At 73.5% G+C, this 17,409-nt stretch carries 13 protein-coding genes and 1 riboswitch; of the genes, 11 read left to right on the plus strand and 2 right to left on the minus strand.

All coding sequences use genetic code 11. From position 1 onward, the window contains the following. The first annotated feature begins 33 nt into the window (after positions 1-33). The gene (locus OHT52_RS30045) at positions 34-912 is read left to right on the plus strand and encodes an ABC transporter substrate-binding protein (RefSeq protein ID WP_328723321.1); all 879 of its coding nucleotides are present in this window, start codon (positions 34-36) and stop codon (positions 910-912) included. A gap of 95 nt (positions 913-1,007) precedes the next feature. On the opposite strand, the gene OHT52_RS30050 is transcribed toward OHT52_RS30045, so the two are convergent. Then, positions 1,008-4,340, minus strand: a complete 3,333-nt coding sequence (locus OHT52_RS30050; protein WP_328723322.1) for a LamG-like jellyroll fold domain-containing protein — start codon at positions 4,338-4,340, stop codon at positions 1,008-1,010. An 11-nt stretch (positions 4,341-4,351) separates the two neighbouring features. Continuing rightward, positions 4,352-6,478: an alkaline phosphatase family protein gene (locus OHT52_RS30055; RefSeq protein WP_328723323.1), complete on the minus strand. Its 2,127-nt coding sequence runs from the start codon at positions 6,476-6,478 to the stop codon at positions 4,352-4,354. A gap of 544 nt (positions 6,479-7,022) precedes the next feature. Between OHT52_RS30055 and OHT52_RS30060 the strand changes: the two genes are divergently transcribed. From OHT52_RS30060 to OHT52_RS30105, 10 genes are all read left to right on the plus strand, one after another. Further along, positions 7,023-7,286 carry a type B 50S ribosomal protein L31 gene (locus tag OHT52_RS30060; RefSeq protein WP_328723324.1) on the plus strand — a complete coding sequence of 88 codons (264 nt, stop codon included), beginning with the start codon at positions 7,023-7,025 and terminating at the stop codon, positions 7,284-7,286. Between the two features lie 266 nt (positions 7,287-7,552). Then, the gene (locus OHT52_RS30065) at positions 7,553-8,575 is read left to right on the plus strand and encodes a beta-ketoacyl-ACP synthase 3 (protein WP_443046825.1); all 1,023 of its coding nucleotides are present in this window, start codon (positions 7,553-7,555) and stop codon (positions 8,573-8,575) included. After that, the gene (locus OHT52_RS30070) at positions 8,559-9,890 is read left to right on the plus strand and encodes a beta-ketoacyl-[acyl-carrier-protein] synthase family protein (RefSeq protein WP_328723326.1); all 1,332 of its coding nucleotides are present in this window, start codon (positions 8,559-8,561) and stop codon (positions 9,888-9,890) included. The genes OHT52_RS30065 and OHT52_RS30070 overlap by 17 nt, the downstream gene beginning before the upstream one ends. Before the next feature lie 248 nt (positions 9,891-10,138). Then, positions 10,139-12,010: an acyl-CoA dehydrogenase family protein gene (locus tag OHT52_RS30075; protein ID WP_328723327.1), complete on the plus strand. Its 1,872-nt coding sequence runs from the start codon at positions 10,139-10,141 to the stop codon at positions 12,008-12,010. Between the two features lie 19 nt (positions 12,011-12,029). Then, positions 12,030-12,215, plus strand: coding sequence for a hypothetical protein (locus OHT52_RS30080; protein WP_328723328.1), 186 nt, complete (start codon positions 12,030-12,032; stop codon positions 12,213-12,215). 260 nt (positions 12,216-12,475) lie between these two features. Then, positions 12,476-12,736, plus strand: coding sequence for an acyl carrier protein (locus OHT52_RS30085; RefSeq protein ID WP_328723329.1), 261 nt, complete (start codon positions 12,476-12,478; stop codon positions 12,734-12,736). Beyond that, on the plus strand, positions 12,733-13,956 hold the full coding sequence (locus OHT52_RS30090; protein WP_328723330.1) for a beta-ketoacyl-[acyl-carrier-protein] synthase family protein: 1,224 nt from the start codon (positions 12,733-12,735) through the stop codon (positions 13,954-13,956). The genes OHT52_RS30085 and OHT52_RS30090 overlap by 4 nt, the downstream gene beginning before the upstream one ends. A 132-nt stretch (positions 13,957-14,088) precedes the next feature. Then, positions 14,089-14,276, plus strand: a riboswitch (cobalamin riboswitch). A 71-nt stretch (positions 14,277-14,347) separates the two neighbouring features. Then, positions 14,348-15,379, plus strand: a complete 1,032-nt coding sequence (locus tag OHT52_RS30095; protein WP_443046722.1) for an ABC transporter substrate-binding protein — start codon at positions 14,348-14,350, stop codon at positions 15,377-15,379. Next, the gene (locus OHT52_RS30100; protein ID WP_328723332.1) at positions 15,376-16,506 is read left to right on the plus strand and encodes a FecCD family ABC transporter permease; all 1,131 of its coding nucleotides are present in this window, start codon (positions 15,376-15,378) and stop codon (positions 16,504-16,506) included. The genes OHT52_RS30095 and OHT52_RS30100 overlap by 4 nt, the downstream gene beginning before the upstream one ends. Next, entirely contained in the window at positions 16,503-17,303 is an 801-nt protein-coding gene (locus OHT52_RS30105) for an ABC transporter ATP-binding protein (protein WP_328723333.1), read from the plus strand. Before OHT52_RS30100 ends, OHT52_RS30105 begins: the two co-directional genes overlap by 4 nt. Positions 17,304-17,409: the final 106 nt, after the last annotated feature.

The raw sequence follows: 17,409 nt of genomic DNA on the forward strand, positions 1-17,409 counted from the left end.
GCGCGGACGAGTACGGATCGAGGGGTGGGAGACGTGACGGGACAGAGCGGATGGCGCTTCACGGACGACCGGGGCAGGGTCGCGGAGACGGAAAGGCAACCCGGCCGGGTGCTGGCGTACGTCCAGGCGGGCGCCACGCTGTGGGACTTGGGCGTCCGCTCCTGGGGTGTCTTCGGATCCGGCCACGACGGCGCCGAGATCGACCGGGCGAAGGCGGGGGAGCTCCCGCCGGACGAGGTGGTCTACCTGGGGGCGGGCGCCGCCCTCGACGTGGACACCTTGCTGCGGGGATCGCCGGACCTCGTGGTGGCGGTCAGTTACGGCGGGGGCCAGGTGTACGGACTCGACCCCGACACCGCCAAGCACCTGGAGGAACACGTCCCGGTGGTCGTGATCGACGTCGGCCGCTCGCGCACGCTCGCCGGTACCTCCGACCGCTTCGCCGAGCTGGCCCGCTCGCTCGGCTCGGCCGCGACCGCCGGTGCGGAGGCGGAACTCGAAGCCGCGCGGGCCCGGCTGCGCGAGGCGGTTCCGGCCGGCGTCCGGGTGGTGGCGCTCTCCCCGGCCGACCAGGACCAGGCGTACGTGGCACGGCCCGCCCTCTGGCCCGAACTGGCGGCCCTGGACGAGCTGGGCCTCGGCCTCGTCGATCCGCCGCCCGGCCCGGGCGTCAACTGGCACACCGCGCCCTGGGCCGAGGTGGCCGCACTCGCACCCCGGATCCTGCTGACGGACGTCCGGGTCAACGCGGCACCGCTGAGCGCCCTCCGCGACCAGCCGGACTGGGCGGCGCTGCTCGACGCCGGGACGCTCGTCGTGCCGTGGAACCCGGAACCGCTGTGCAGCCCGCACGCGCACGCCCGCTTCCTCTCGACGGTCGCCGACGCCCTGGACTCCGTACGCGCGGACTGAGAGGCGGCCGTCGCGCGGACGGCGGGAGCCCGGCCCCTCGGGGATCAGGGGCCGGGCTCCGCCGTGCGTGCGGTGGCCGTTCACCGGCCGGGTGGTCAGCCGACGGCGACCCAGGGGCCGTAGGGGTCGCCCGGAGCCTGGTTGCGGGTGTACCACTTCGCCCGGTACGTCCTGCCCTGGTGGACCGCCACGTCGTCGGTCCGGAAGATCCTCGACGCGGTCCAGACGGCGGTGCCGTCCTCGGTGAGGGCGATCTCCTGCCAAGGGCCGTACGGGTCGCCGGGCGCCTGGTTCCGGGTCCACCAGGACGCCTGGTAGAGGGCGCCGCCGTAGCTCACCGAGTCGCCGGTGTCGTAGACCTCCGCGGGGCTCCAGGCCGTCGGCACGACGCCGGCGATCTCGACGAGGGCGGGCAGGGTGACGGTGAAGCCCCACTCGTCCGTGGCCTTCACGGTGACCGGATAGCGGCCGGGCGTCAGGGGCTTGACGGCCGTCAGGTCGGCGCGGACGGTGCCCGGGACATCGAGCACCGGCTGCAGCCGGGCCAGCACGGCGGCCTCGTCCACGGTGTCGCCCGCGGTGAAGGCGGCCGTCGTGGCCGACAGGACCAGACCTGGACGCGGAGCGACGCGCACCGTCACCGCCACCGGGTCGGACGTGTAGCGGCCGTGGACGGCGGTGATCAGGACGGTGTACCAGCCGGGCTCGGCGAAGTCGACGCCGGAGAGGTCGGCCCGCAGGGCCGCCTCGGCCGGGTCGGTGGTGACCCCGGCGCCGGCGAGGAACGCGGCGGCGTCCACCGGTCCGTGCCCGGCCTGGTAGGCGACGGTGTGCTTGTCCACCGAGACGACCGGAAGCTCCGGGGCGGGGGCGGTGTCACTCTCGCCGAGGGTGAAGGTGGTGACGGCGGCGGCGTGGTCGCTCGCCCAGGAGTTGTCCGCCACTTCGTCCTCGGAGGGCCGGCCGACGGTCAGCGCGTGCGCCTCGTCGACGTGCAGGCCGTCGCCCTGGTACCAGACGTAGTCGATGCGGTCCTGCGGCTCGTCCTTGCCGTTGGCGTGGGCGGAGGTGACCGGGGACCAGGTGTTCCCCGGGTCGGTGTCCGGGTCGGGGTTGGCGACGCGGTAGGAGTCGGTCAGACCGAGGCTCGTGAAGACGTCCGGCACCGGCCAGTCCACCGCCCCGGCGTCGCAGTGCGAGCCGCCGGTGGACGCGGTCCAGTCGTCGGCCGAGGGGGAGGCCAGGTCGCCGAGGAGCAGCACCGGGGTGTCGCCGGAGAGGTCGGCCGCCATCTTCTGCGCCACGGCGCGGGCCTGGGCGTGACGCGTGGTGGTCCGTTCGTGCGCCGCGAGATCGGTGGCCCCGTCGAAGCAGGCGCGGTAGGGGCCGTAGTCGGCCTCGTCGAGGTGGGTGTTCCACACCCGCACCGGGATTCCGCCCACGTCCAGGGTGACGGCGGCGGCCGGGGCGGCACCGGTCGGGGCGACCCGGTCCGCGTCGGCGATCGGGTGGGCGGAGACGATGCCCAGGTCGCCGGAGGCGTAGACGTCCCAGCCGAGGGCGGCGCCGACCTCGCGGGCCATCGCCGCGCCGCCGTCCTGGAACCCGGCGAGCGTGATGCCCTGGGTGGCGATCACGGCGACGTTCTTGGCGACCGCGTCGGTGACGTGGCTGCCGCCGTCCCAGGCGTTCCAGGACGCGCTCTGCAGTTGTGGTGCCGCGCCGGCCGCCGAGACCGGGACCTGGAGGAGGATGTCGGCGGTGGTCGTGCCGTCGGTCGCCTCCACGCTGAGCGCGCCCTCGTCCTGCGGGACCTCGGCGGGGGAGGTGCCGGTGACGACGCCGTCGGTGCTCACGTCCAGCCAGGAATCCCCGGAGACCTTGCTGAAGACGGGCCTGTCCCCGCCCGGCCGCGTCCAGCCCGCCTTCCACAGTCCGGCGAGCGGCTGGCGTACGACGGTGGAGACGGGCGCGGCGGGCAGCCGGAACGTGTCGGTCATGAAGCCGGTGGTGCCCGGCGGACCCAGCTTGGTGAGCCGGAGATCGTCGAAGGAGACCGCCGCGGAGTCCAGGTACAGGCCCGTGACACCCGTGGCGGTGCGGGGGAGGGGCACACCGGCGAGGACGAGCCGGTCGTCGACGGAGAGGTTGGCGGTGGTGCCGTGCACCTCCAGCGCGAGGTGCACGTCGGTGCCCATTCCCAGGTCGGCGCCGAGCGGTGCGCCGGCGAGGGCCGAGACCGTGGTGGGCGACTGGACGAAGGCGCGGACGCCGTCGGCCGCCGTGGTGCCGCTGCGGACCGCGAACGCCGGGAAGGGGCGCACCCCGTCGACGGGGGTGTCCGCGATCAGCGCGAACCACGGGTCGTCCGGCCGCAGCACCTGGTCGAAGCGGGCGGTGGTTTCCAGAAGGTAGTCGTCCAGATGCGGCCCGAAGGTCAGCACCGGCTGGTCACCGGCGGCGGGCGAACGGCCGGTCAGCCGTCCGCCGGCCACCGTCCAGGGCTCCGATCCGGTGGCCTGGTTCCAGCAGTCGAGCGCGTCGGCCCCGGAGAAGTCCTCGTCCAGGACGACCGTGCCGACCGGGGCGTCGACCGCGCCGGTGACGCCGTCCTCGTAGGCGGTGCAGTCGGACGCTCCGGCGGGCGGGGCGCTGTTCACGGCGGAGAAGGCGGCGACCTGAGCGGCCGTCAGCGCGCCGGTCCACACGTCGGCGGTGGAGATGCTGACGGGCGAGGGGGTCTCGATGCCGCCGGCGGACGCCGAGTCGGCGCCCAGGGTCCAGTTCTGCGCGCCGGACGCGGGGACGGTGAGCGCGCCCGGCGCCGCCGTGGCCGAGGTGAGCACGCCGTCCACGTACAGCTTGACGTTCTGGCCGTCCCAGGTGGCCACCGCGTCGTACCAGCGGCCGGCGACGATCGGGGCGTGGGTGTACTTGTACCCTCCGGCGTTCACCGAGAACGCCAGTTGCCCGCTGTCGATCTGGAGGTCGGCCCCACCGGACTGGGCGTTCGAGCAGATCGCCTTCTGCCCGGTGGCAGGGACCGTGGCGCCGTTCCAGCGGAAGCGGCACCCGACGGTGAACCCGCCGGTGAGCTTGGACCACTGGCCGGCGAACGGATAGGTGTACGCGTCCGAGGTGCCGTTGAAGGTGGCCACCGGCTTGCCGGCGCCCGGGTCGTTGGTGATCTGCGGTGCGCCTTTGACCACGGGCGCGAGTTGCCGGGCGCGGTCGGCCGGGGTGCGGTCGGTGAAGTCGACGGCGAGGACGTCGGGGGAAGGTGCCTCGTCGGCCGTCGTGGCGGTCGCGGTGGCCTGCGGGACGGGTGTCGCCGCTGCCGCCGGCCCCGCGAGCAGGGTGGTGGGGGTGAACAGCAGGACCCAAGCGGCCGCCAGTCGGGCGGCGTGGTGACGGGTGCGCGATCTCATGTTCCCGCTCCTCAGACCGTCGCCACGCGACCGGCGTACCGCTGGGTCCAGCCGGTACCGGTGTCGGCGGTGACGACCACGTCGTAGTACCCGAGCCGGGTCGGCCAGTCGACGGTGGTGGCGGCTTGGCCGGCGACGCTGTACGTCTGGACGCCGCCGAGGTGGTCGTGGGCGGTGAGGGTGTAGCGGACCGGCTTGGTGCCGTCGTTGCGCAGGATCAGGCGCACCTCGGCCTCCTTGCCGGGGACCAGCTCGGTGTCCACACGCGGTACGGGGATGTTCTTCTGCGTCGCGGGGACGATCCGGCCGGCGAAGGAGCGTACGAAGCCGTCGGGGCCGTACACGGAGAAGGCGTACTTCCCGTCGGTCTTGCGGGCGTCCCAGGTGTGTGTGCGCGGGGCGGCGGCGGAGACCGTGTAGGGGGTGTTGGTGAACGGCAGGTACTTGTCGGGGAAGGCCTGGAGGCTGACCGCCTTGCCGGCCGGGCCGCCGGTCAGCGTCATGGTGGCGGTCACCGTGCCCGCGGAGCGGTTCTCGGTGAGCGTGGCGTGCGGGTGGAAGGAGAGCCCGCGCGGCTTCATCCGGTCCGCGGACAGCGGCGGGGGCGTGCCGTCGACCGGGTCGGCGATGTCGACCGGGCCGGGCTGCGGGTGTGCGAAGTCGATGGCGCTGGTCAGGTCGCCGGAGACGGAACGCCGCCAGTCGGTGATGTTCGGACAGGTGAAGGGCTTGCCGAGGTGGGCGGCCCAGGTCTCCAGGAACTTCACCGTCGAGGTGTGGTCGAAGACCTCGGAGGCTACGTAACCGCCGCGCGTCCACGGCGAGACCAGCAGCATCGGCACCCGCGGGCCGAACCCGTAGGGCGTGGTGCCGGAGAACTCGCCCGCCGTGCCCGCCTCGGGGCGCGGTGGCAGGACGTGGTCGAACTTCCCGTCGTTCTCGTCGTAGGTGATGATCACCAGGGTGTGGTCCCAGATGCCGGCATTGCTCTGGAGGGTGCGGAGCACCTTGTCCATGTAACGCTCGCCGTGCACCGTGTCGAAGTCGGGGTGCTCGCTCCAGGCAGCCGGCATGACGATCCAGGAGACCTCCGGCAGCGGGTGCTCCGCGCCGGGCTCGCAGGCGGCGGAGAGGTCCCGCAGGACCGCTTCGAGGTTCGCGTCGGAGTCGTCGTCCGGTGTGGTCGTCCCGGAGTAGAGGAAGGAGTTGGCCTTCCAGACCTTGCCGGTGCCCGGCTCCAGGTCCTCGGGGGCGGCCGTGCGGGGGTCGAACGCCCGGAAGCTGTTGGTGACGTTGCAGCCGTAGTCGCCGACGAAGCCGCTCTGCAGCGCGCCGCCGAGGCCGTTGCCGCTGTTGTCGCTGTAGACCCGCCAGCCGATGCCGGCCTGCTGGAGCTGCTCGGGCACCGTCAGCCAGCCGCGCGTGTAGTTGTTCTGCCCGGCGTTGGAGGTCTCGCCGCCGGCGGTGCCGGTCATCAGGTAGTAGCGGTTGGGGATGGTCGGGCCGTGCAGTGAACAGAAGTTCATGTCGCAGACGGTGTACTGGCTCGCCAGCGAGTACATCCACGGCATGTGGTCGGGGGTGTAATAGCGCATGCAGCTGGCGCCCTTGTCCTGCACCCAGGTGTTCCAGCGGCCTTCGTTCGCGCCGTAGAAGTTGTGGTTGTCGCCCCAGGTCGCGGTCGAGGCGGAGGGTGCGACGACGGTGCCGTTCGCGTCGCGCTGCTGGAAGACGCTCGTGCCGTCCTGGAAGGTCAGCGCCTGCTTGTCGTCGTGCCCGCGCACGCCGGGGAGCTTGCCGAGGTAGTGGTCGAAGGAACGGTTCTCCTGCATCAGGATCACCACGTGCTTCAGGTCCGAGATGTCGCCCGTGTAGCCCGCGGGCAGGACGTACTCGGCCGCTTCGGCGCCGGGCGCGGCGGCGGCCTGGGCGACGGAGCCGGTGGCGAGCGCGCCGAGCGCGACGGCGGCACCCCGCAGCATCGACCTCCGGGAGAGCCGGAGTCCGGCGGCGGGCCCGGGCGCGGTTTCTGCGGGCGCCTGGCCGACGGGTTCCCGCACCGCGCATTCGGGTTCCGTGAACGTCTGTTCCGGGCACAGGGGTTCGGTGAGCGGGGTCTCGGCCGTGGCGAGCGTCATCAAGAGCCTCCGGGGGGAGAGGGGTTCGGTGGTGCGCGCACACCGCAGCGTGTCCGGCCGCGGCCGACCGGGACCGGGCCCCCGCGGTCGTCCTCTCCCCGAGTCGGAGGACCGGTGGCACCGGTGCCGGGACGACGTGCGCACGGGCCCGGACCGGGCGGGCCACGGACGGCACCGGTCCACGATGTGTGCTCGCGAGAACGTAGTGGCGTGAGATGAACTCCCGGCGACCGTGCGCGGATGACCGGTGCACCGGCCGGTGATGATCTTGTTGTGCTGTGTTCGTCGCGTGCTGCCGCCCGCGTGGCGGGTCGAGGGCGCGGCGGGCTGCCGCCGCTCCGGCGGCCCGGAGGCTCACCGTCCGTGTCGCCCGTGTCGCCGCCCGGGCCGCGGGCCGCCCGTGCGCGCCCCGTACGGACGGTCAGGGATCGCGTCCCGGCGCCGGGCTGGCGAAAGTGGTCAGAACCGGGCATCCGCCCCGCCCTTCCGGCCGGAAGAGGGGGGTGGGACCAGCCGTCCGACCCTCCACCTCCGGGAGCCAGCCATGCAGAAGGACAAGCACCCCGACTACCGCCCCGTCGTGTTCCGCGACCAGTCGGCCGGATACGCCTTCCTCACGCGGTCCACCGCGTCCAGCGAGAAGACCATCGCATGGGACGACGGCCACACCTACCCGGTCGTCGACGTCGAGATCTCCGCCGAGAGCCACCCCTTCCACACCGGCCAGGCACGCGTCGTGGACGCGGAGGGACAGATCGCCAAGTTCGAACGGCGGTACGGAGAAGCGGGTCATGAAGACGGTTCCTGAAACTCCGGCGCTCTGTCGCGGGGTGGTCCGGGCGTTCCGGGGAGCGATGGCCGGGGCGTGTCGGCCGGGACGCACTCCGCCACCGATTGGGCCGATCTCCACTCGTACAGGCGAACGTCAGTCACTCGTTCGGCGGTATCGAACGCATCCTCGCCGCGTGTTGCGCCGTTCGCATGACAAGGTACGGGGCGATCAGGGGAGTGGGGCGACAGGTGGCGAGCGGACGTGCGGCGGCGGGCGCCGGTGGCGACGGCGTGCGTACGGCGGTGCTGGAAGGCGTCGCGGGATGGGTGCCGGGAGAGCCGGTGGGCAATGACGCGTTGCCCGAGGCGTGGGGCGTGGACGACGCGTGGGTGCGTCGTCGTACGGGCATCGTGAGCCGGCACCGGGCCGGTCCCGGCCTCTCCACCGGCGACCTCGCCCACGAGGCGGCCCGCCGGCTCGTCGACGGGGCCGCGCCCGGACCGGTGGACGCGCTGGTGCTCGCCACGGCCACTCCCGACCACCTCTGCCCGGGCACCGCCCCCGCCCTCGCCGCCCGCCTCGGTCTCGGCACGGTCCCCGCCTTCGACATCGCGGCCGTCTGCAGCGGTTTCGTCTACGGACTCGCCGTCTGCCACGGCCTGGTCGCCTCGGGCCTCTACCGCCGGGTCCTGCTGGTGGGCGCCGACGTCTACTCCACCTGGCTCGACCCCGGGGACCGGGCGGCCGGAGTGGTCTTCGGCGACGGGGCGGGCGCCGCGCTGATCGCCGCCGGCCGGAGCGGCGACCCCGGTGAACTCCTCGCCTTCGACCTGGGCAGCGACGGTACGGGCCGCGATCTGATCACCGTGCCCGGAGGCGGCGCCCGCGCCCGGGCCGCAGGCGGGCCGCCCGCCGAGCAGGACGCCTTCTTCCGGATGCGGGGCAGCACGGTCTACGAGCACGCCGTGCTGCGCATGGCCGCCTCCTGCCGGGCCCTCCTGGCCTCGGTGGGCTGGGAACCCGCCGACGTCGACCACTTCGTGCCGCACCAGGCCAACGGCCGCATCATGAGCGCCGTGGCCCAGCGTGTCGGCATCGGGCCGGACCGCTGCGTGACCCACGTGGACCGGGTCGGCAACACCGGTGCCGCCTCCATCCCGCTGGCGTTGGCGGACGCCGAGGGGCAGGGGCGCCTGCGCGCGGGGGACCGCGTGCTGATCACCGCGTTCGGAGGCGGACTCACCTGGGGCTCCGCGGCGCTTCGCTGGCCGGAAGCCTCGCCGACGACCACGACGGAAGGAACAGAGCATGTCGCAGTCCGCTGACCCGAGCACCGGGGCCGCTTCTCGGGACCGGGCCGCCGAGTCGGCGAGAGCGGCCCGCCGCCCCGCGCCACGCGGCGCGCGCCACGGGGGCCGGGCCGGTGCCGCCGTCGCCGTCACCGGTCTCGGGGTGGTCACCCCCGCGGGCGCCGACGAGCACTCCTTCTGGGCGGGGCTGTGCTCCGGCCGGTCGACGGCACGAAGGTGCGAGGAACTCGCCGGGCTGCCGGTCGACTTCGCCTGCCCCGTGGACAGCGTCGACCTCGACGCGGCGGTCGGCGGACGCGCGGTGTGGCGTATGGCGCGGTTCGTGAAGCTGGCCCTCGTCGCCGCCCGGCAGGCGGTCGCGGACGCCGGACACGATCCCGCGCGCTGGGACGGCGGCCGGGTCGGCGTGGTGCTCGGAGTCGGGGTGGGCGGCGTCTCGGTGCTCGTCGACAACGCCCGCAGACTGGCCGACGACGGACCGGACGCCGTGTCACCACTGCTGGTCCCCATGATGATCCCGAACGCCGCCGCCGGGGAAGTGGCCATCGCGCTCGGGGCCCACGGGCCGAGCCTCGCCCCGGTCACCGCCTGCGCCTCCGGTGCGACGGCCATCAGTGTCGCCCGCGATCTGCTCGACAGCGGCCAGTGCGACATCGTGGTGGCGGGCGGCGCCGAATCCGTCCTCACCCCCCTCGTCGTCACCGCGTTCGCCCGGATGGGCGCCCTCTCCACCCGGTCCGACGACCCGGCGGGCGCCTCCCGCCCGTTCGCGGCCGACCGGGACGGCTTCGTCATGGGCGAGGGCGCCGCCATGCTCGTACTGGAACGCGAGGCGGACGTACGGGCCCGGAGCGGGCACACCCGCGCGCTGCTCGTCGGCGCCGGCTCCAGCACCGACGCCTACCACCCCACCGCACCCGAACCCGACGGCCGGGGCGCGCAGCGGGCGGTGGAGGAGGCCCTGCGGCAGGCCGGCTGGACACCCGGCGAGGTCGATCACGTCAACGCACACGGCACCTCCACCCTGCTCAACGACGCGATGGAGACCGCCCTCATCGGCCGGCTCTTCCCGCACGCGCCCACGGTCACCGCGCCCAAGGGCGTCGTCGGGCACACCCTCGCCGCGGCCGGGGCCATCGAGGCCGTGGCCACCGTGCTGACGCTGGAACACGGGCTCGTCCCGCCGATCGCCAACCTCGACTCGGTGACCGACGCGTTCGAGCTCGATTGCGTGGTGAAGGAGCCCCGCGGACAGTGCGTCGAGACCGCCGTGAGCCACTCCTTCGGCTTCGGCGGGCACAATGTCGCGCTGGCCTTCCGGAGCGCCTGACGGGCCGTCACGGGTGCGACGGACACAGGTGCGGGCCTGCCGGCCCCGGAGCGTCACACGTCCGTGCCGCTCCCGTCCGGCCGGACTCGCGGCAGGCCGAATGCAGGTGGCGCGCTTCGCCCCGGGCGGGCGGGGCGGCTCACCTTCCCCCTTCCGCTTCCGCGGCCGGCGCGGGGGCGCCCGGCACGGCCGGCGGCCGGCGGCCGGCGAGGGGGTGTCCTCGCCGTTCCGTGATCGTTCAACGGAACATGACCCCTCTCCCCGCCGCGGCACCGCCGTCTGCCGTCACGGAGGCGCTGAGCGCCGTGATCTTCGGTCCCGACTTCCGCCGCGAGCACGCCTTCTGGCGCCGGCTGACCACCACCGAGCCCTTCCGGAGCGGTACATGCTCCACCCCCGAGGAGCAACTCGCTCTCTCCTACCAGCGGTTGCGGCTGATCAACCGTTCCCTCGACAGTGCGGCCCGGCTCGCCTGCGACGTACGCGCCCTCACCGCGATGCACGAATGGCTCGGGCCGGTCGATCCCACCCTCGCCACGGTGGCGGGGATTCACTACAACCTGTTCCTCGGCAGTCTGCTCGACCACGACTCCGAGGGCCGCCGCGACCTCTCCGGTCCCCTGCGCATGGACGAGATCGGTACCTTCCTCTGTACGGAGGTCGCGCACGGCAACGACGCGACCGAGGTGGAGACGAGCGCCACGTACGACCGCGCGCGCGACGGATTCGTGCTGCGCACCCCGCACGCGGGCGCGCAGAAGTTCATGCCCAACACCAGCCCGGTGGGCGGCCCCAAGAGCGGGCTGGTCGCCGCGCGGCTCGTCGTCGACGGCGCCGACCACGGCGTCTTCCTCCTGCTGGTCCCCCTCACCGACGCCGTCGCCGCCCTCCCGGGCGTACGGGTGCGCAGGCTGCCGGCCCGGATGGGTTCGCCGGTGGACCACTGCCTCACGTCGTTCGACGACTGCTTCGTGCCCCGTACGGCACTGCTCGCCGGACCTCAGGGACACGTGGGCGAGGGCGGCGAGTTCGCCGGCGCGCTGCCGAGCAGGCGGCGGCGCCTGCTCGTCTCCATCCGCAGGGTCACCCCCGGCAAACTCGCCATGAGTGCCTGCGCGGTCGGCTCGGCGCGCGTCGCGCTCGCCGTCGCCGTGCGCTACGCCGGGCACCGTACGGTCGCGGGCCCGCGTGGCACCGGCGCGATTCCCGTGTACGCCCACCGCACCCACCACGGCCCACTGGCCGAGGCGTTGGCGACGGTCTTCGCGATGAGCCTGCTGCACCGCCGTGCGCTCGACCGCTGGGAGGTGAGCGCGGACGAGGCCGACCGGGCGGCGGCGGAGAGGCTGGTCGCGGTCGCCAAGGGGTGGATCACCTGGCAGGCGAGGGACGTGATCGTGGAATGCCGTGAACGCTGCGGCGCGCAGGGGCTGCTGGAGCACAACGGGCTCGCCGCACTGGTCACCGGCATCGAGGGCACCATCACCGCCGAGGGCGACAACCTTCCCGCGCACGCCAAGGCGGCGGCCGAGATGCTGCTCCTGGCGCCACAGGCCCCGGCGCACGCCGCCGACGGGGCGACGGCGCCGGCCGGCCTCCGGGACCCGGCCGTCCTGCGTGGGCTGCTCGCCGCTGTGGAGGCTCTCCGTTTCGCGCGGGCCCGGGCGCGGATGGGCGCCGCTCCGCCCGGGGACGCGCTCGGCCGCTGGAACGCGGCTTCGGGTGCCGCCCTGCGGGGGGTGGAGGAGTACGCGGTACGGCAGGCGGCCGAGGCGTTCGCGGAGGCCGTAGCCGCCCTGCCGGAAGGGGCCGCGCGCGAACGGCTCACCGAGGTCGAGTGGTTGTTCCTGCTCCGGCAGGTCGGCCGCAGCGCCGGAGAGCTGCTGGCCGTCGGACGGATGACGGCCGAACAGGTACGTGCACTGCCCGACTTGCACGAGGAGGCCGTGGCCACCGTCGCCGCGCACGCTCCCGCGCTGGTGGAGTCGTTCGCGCTGCCGGACGAACTCTTCGCGGAGCGCCCGATCGCCGGGCCCGCGTACGCCGATGCCTACGACGACCCCGAAGGCGCCTGGCACCGGACCGCTCCCGCCGGTGCGGCCGGGGAGGCCGTGCGATGACCGGGGGAGGAGGCCGCCGGTGGTCCGGTGGGAAGTCCGGGCGATGAACACCCGCCACGGGCGCGGCCGGACGGTACGCGAGGCCATGGGCTCACTGGGGGTGAAGACCGTCCTTCTGGCGTACTGGGGTACCGCCTTCGTGGTCTCGATGGGGCGGAAGAAGCCGCAGGTGGGCGTAGAGGAATCGGTTCGCCGGAATGCGTAACCAGACGGGGCTCAGCGAGTTAGGCCGTGTATCGACAGTCCCGCCCGTCCGGCGACGCCCGGCACGCACGCTCGCCGCGTCGTCGGGATCACCCCGATGCATCCAGTATCGGGGCGACCCTCCGCCGTGCGATGCACCGCATCTGACGCCGCGCACTGATCCACCACGAATTGCGGGACGACCCTCAGGGCCTGTAGCGAGTTCCGGGCCGCTGAAGTGCCCGCCACCCCCAGGTACGTGCCGAACACAAGAGGAAGATCATGAAGGCCATTCATCCGAAGATCGTCGGCGTGCTGACCGATACGTTCAAGGTGCCCCCGGCCGAGATTCACCCGGAGTCCACGATGGACAGCCTGGAGATGGACTCACTCGCGGTGGCGGAGTTCGCCGTCATCATCAAGGAAACCCTCGGCATCCACACGCCCGTCGGCACCCTTCACCGGGACGCCACCCTCGCGGACGTCTCGGAGTTCATCCGCTCGGCGTCCCGCCGCACGGAACCGGTGAGCAACGCCCGATGAAGAGGCCCGAGATCGCCGTCACCGGACTGGGCATGATCACCCCGGCGGGCAACGACACGGCCTCCACCTGGGAAGGCGTGCTCGCCGGGGAGTCCTCGGCCCGCACGGTCCCCGAACTGGCCGGATGCGCCGTCGACTTCGCCTGCACGGTCACCGGCATCGATCTGGACGAGGCCGTCGGCGGCCGGACCGCCTACCGGATGGGCAAGTACGTCAAGTTCGCCGTACTCGCCGCCCGTGAGGCGGTCGCCGACGCCGGACTCGACCCGGGTGGCTGGGACGGTGCTCGGGTCTCGGTCGTGGTGGGCACCAGCAGCGGTGGATCGGCGGCCCTCTCCGAGCAGGCCGTGGTGCTCGACCGGCTGGGGGCCGAGGCGTCCTCACCGGCGGGCATCCTGCTCACCATCCCCAACATGCCCGCGGCCGAGATCGCGATCCAGCTCGGTGCCACCGGCCCCAGTCTGGCTCCGTGCACGGCCTGTTCGTCCGGGGTCACCGCCCTTTCGGTGGCGCGGGACATGCTGATGAGCGGCCAGTGCGACATCGCCGTCGCGGGAGCCACCGAGTCGATCGTCTTCCCGGTGGCGATGACCGGTCTGGCCCGGTCCGGGGCGGCGGCCCTGCCGGACGGCGACCCGTCGAGGCTGTGCCGTCCGTTCGCCGAGGACCGCGCGGGCCTCGTCATGGGAGAGGGGGCCGCCATCATGGTGCTGGAGAGGGCCGAGGACGCCGTGGCCAGGGGGGCGGTGCCCAGGGCGCTGATCGCGGGCACGGGGGCCACCACCGACGCCCACCACCCCACCAGCCCGCACCCCTCGGGCAAGGTGGCCCAGGCGGCCGTCGACGCCGCCCTCCGGGACGCCGACTGGCGAGCCGAGGACGTCGGACACGTCAACGCGCACGGCACGGCGACCCCGCTCAACGACGCCACCGAGGCCGCCCTCATCGCCCGGGCCTACCCCCACCGGCCGCCGGTCACCGCCCCCAAGGGAGTGCTCGGCCACTGCATGGGGGCGGCGGGCGCCATCGAGGCAGCGCTCACCGTGCTGACCCTCCAGCACCGGCTCGTCCCGCCGATCGCCAACCTGGACTCTCCCGCCCCCGGGTTCGACATCGACTGCGTCACCAAGGCGCCCCGGCCCGTCGCCGTCAGCCGGGCCGTCAGCCACTCCTTCGGATTCGGCGGCCACAACGCCGTGATCGCGTTGCGGCTTCCCTGACCACAGGGCCGTGGGACGCGGGCGCCGCCGGACGAATCCCCGGCGGCGCCCGCCGTCGTACACCCTTCCCCGGCCACCCGGCCGGGGGGCCGTACGGGACTCGGGCGGCCCCCCGGCGTGGTCCGGAGGGCGTGATAGCTTCCCAGTGCCAGTCGCACTCCACACAGGGGTCAGGGAATCCGGTGAGAGTCCGGAACTGACGCGCAGCGGTGAGGGGGACGGGCGGGGCCACGGCCACTGGGAGACCCACGGGTGTCCTGGGAAGGCGCCCCGTCCGCACGAACCCGAGTCCGAAGACCTGCTGGCGCCCTGCGTCCCGTACGGGTCGCAGTACTCCGTACAACGGGCCCCGCGCATGGGCCCAGAGACGCCGAGGTACCTCGTGCCCCCCATGGCCCGATCCGCCCGTTCCGCTGCGCTGCTGACGGCGGGCATCCTGCTGCTGACCGCCTGCGGCGGCGCCGACGACAGCGCGCCCGCCGCCCAAAAGGCCGCTGACGGCTATCCGGTGACGCTCCAGAACTGCGGACGCACCGTCACCGTCACGTCCGCACCGCACCACGCGGTCTCCCTCAACCAGGGATCGACGGAGATCCTGCTCTCCCTGGGCCTCGCCGACCGGCTCGCGGCCACCGCGACCTGGACCGACCCCGTCATGAAGAGCCTGGAGAAGGCCAACGCGAAGGTCCCCAGGCTCTCCGACAACGCCCCCTCCTCGGAGAAGGTGTTGGAACAGGAGCCCGATTTCGTCAGCGCCTCCTTCGAATCAACCCTCGGCAAGGGCGGAGTCGCGCCCCGCGAGCAGTTCGAGGGCCTGGGCGTACCCACGTACGTCTCGCCCTCCGACTGCACCGGCAAGGACAACAGCGGCGACGGTGACGGAGCCCGCTCCACCGCCCTCACCCTCGACAGCGTCTACGGCGAGATACGCGACCTCGCCGAGGTGTTCGGCGTACGGGAACGGGGCGAGGAGCTCATAGCCGGCCTGCGGGCCCGGGTGACGAAGGCCACGGACGGCATCGACGCCTCCCACACCACCCTCCTCTACTGGTTCGCCAACTCCGAGGCCCCCTACCTGGCGGGCTGCTGCGGGGCACCCGGCGTCATCACCACCGAACTCGGCGCCGAGAACGTCTTCGACGACACCCACGAGGAGTGGCCCCAGATCAACTGGGAGACCATCGCCGACCGTGACCCGGACGTCCTCGTCATCGGCGACCTCACCCGCACGTCACAGACGGCCGAAAGCGCCGAGAAGAAGATCGAGTTCCTGGAGTCCAACCCGGTCACCCGGAACATGGACGCCGTACGGAACAAGCGGTACGTCCTGCTCAGCGGCCAGGCCATGAACCCCACCATCCGTACGGTGGAGGGCATCGAGCTCGTCGCCGCCGGGCTGCGCGAGTTGGGGCTCGCCGGATGACCGCCGGCCCGGACCCGGCAGCCGTCCGCCCGCGGCCGTCGGCGAACGCCCCGGCCGGGACCGGCTCCGGTGCGCGGCCCGGTCACGTCGTACCGTCCGGGCTGCCGAGTCTGCGGAAGGCGCCCGAACCCCTCCTGTGGGGCGGCGGCACCGTCCTCCTCCTGGCCTCCGTCGCGGTGGCCGTCACCATCGGCCCGGCCCGGATCTCCGTCGCCGACGTGTGGTCGGTGGTCGCCGCCCATCTGGGCCTCGGCGGCACGGAACTCAGCCCGATCCGGGACGGCATCGTCTGGGACCTCAGGATGCCGCGCACCCTGCTCGCGGCCGTCTGCGGCGCCGGGCTCGCGGTGTGCGGGACCGTCATGCAGTCGCTGCTCCGCAACCCGCTCGCCGACCCCTTCGTCCTCGGCGTCTCCTCCGGCGCGTCCACCGGCGCGGTCGTGGTCGTGGTGCTGGGCGTCGGCGGGGGAGCGGTGTCCCTCTCGGCGGGCGCGTTCGTCGGGGCGCTCGCCTCGTTCGCGCTCGTCCTGCTGCTCAGCCACACCCTCGGCGGCACCACGGACCGGGTCGTACTCTCGGGCGTCGCGGTGATGCAGTTGTTCTCCGCGCTCACTTCGTTCGTCGTGATGACCGCCGCCGACGCCGAACAGACCCGCGGGGTGCTGTTCTGGCTGCTCGGCTCACTCAGCGGGGTCGGCTGGACGGACGTACGTCTTTGCACCGGCATCGTTCTCGTGACCCTGATGATCTGCCTGGGGCACGCCCGTACACTCGACGCCTTCGCCTTCGGGCAGGACGCGGCGGCCACCCTGGGCGTCCATGTCGCGCGCACCCGGACCGTGCTGCTCTGCACCACCGCGCTGCTGACCGCCGCACTGGTCAGCTCGGCCGGGGCGATCGGCTTCGTCGGCCTGGTGCTGCCGCACGCCGCGCGGGCCCTCGCGGGTGCCGGGCACCGCAGGCTGCTGCCGGTCACGGCGCTGGCCGGAGCGGTTTTCCTGGTCTGGGTCGACACCCTGGCCCGGACGGTCCTGGACCCGCAGGAGGTGCCGGTGGGCGTGGTCACCGCACTGATCGGGGTACCGGCCTTCGTACTGGTCCTGCACCGCACCCGGAGGGTCGTATGACCGCCCCCGCCCTGGGCCTGCGGGCCGACCGGGTGAGCCGGACGGCAGGAGGCCGCCTCATCCTCGACGGAGTGACCCTCGCCCCGGCGCCCGGCGCCACCGTCGGCCTGATCGGCCCCAACGGATCCGGAAAGTCCACCCTGTTGCGGGTGCTCGCGGGCGTCCTCCCGCCGGAAGACGGCCTCGTCACCCTCGACGGCGAGCCGCTGGCGGCGACGAGCCGGCGCGCGGTGGCACGGCGGGTCGCCGTGGTCGACCAGCACGCGGCCACCCAGGTCGAACTGAGTGTCCTGGACGTCGTACGCCTCGGGCGCATCCCGCACCGCAGGGCCTGGTCGGGGCCGGGGCCCGCGGACGACGAAGCCGTGCGCGAGGCCATGGAACGGACCGGGCTGACCGACCGGGCCGGGCAGTCCTGGCACACCCTGTCCGGCGGCGAACGCCAGCGGGTCCAGATCGCCCGCGCCCTGGCCCAGCGGCCTCGCGAACTCCTGCTGGACGAGCCCACCAACCACCTGGACGTCCAGCACCAGCTGGAGCTGCTGGCGTTGGTGTCCGCACTCCCGCTCACCTGCGTCGTCGCCCTGCACGACCTGAACCTGGCCGCGATGTTCTGCGACCTGGTCACCGTGATGGACGGCGGACGGGTGGTCGCCGCGGGCCCCCCGCACGAGGTGATCACCGAGCGACTGATCGCGGACGTCTACCGTGTGCGGTCGGTGGTCACCCCGGACGGCCCGCAGGGGCGGCCCAGCGTGCGGTTCCTGCCTCCAGCCCTGCCTCCCGCCGCAGTGTGACGCGGACGGGGCGCGGCGCTCGGGGCGGGGCTCGGGCGTGTTGCGGGAGTCCCGCCTGTGCGGCGACGCCCGGCACGCACGCTCGCCGCGTTGCCGCGATCACCCC

This window comes from Streptomyces sp. NBC_00247, from assembly GCF_036188265.1.
Taxonomy (GTDB): domain Bacteria; phylum Actinomycetota; class Actinomycetes; order Streptomycetales; family Streptomycetaceae; genus Streptomyces.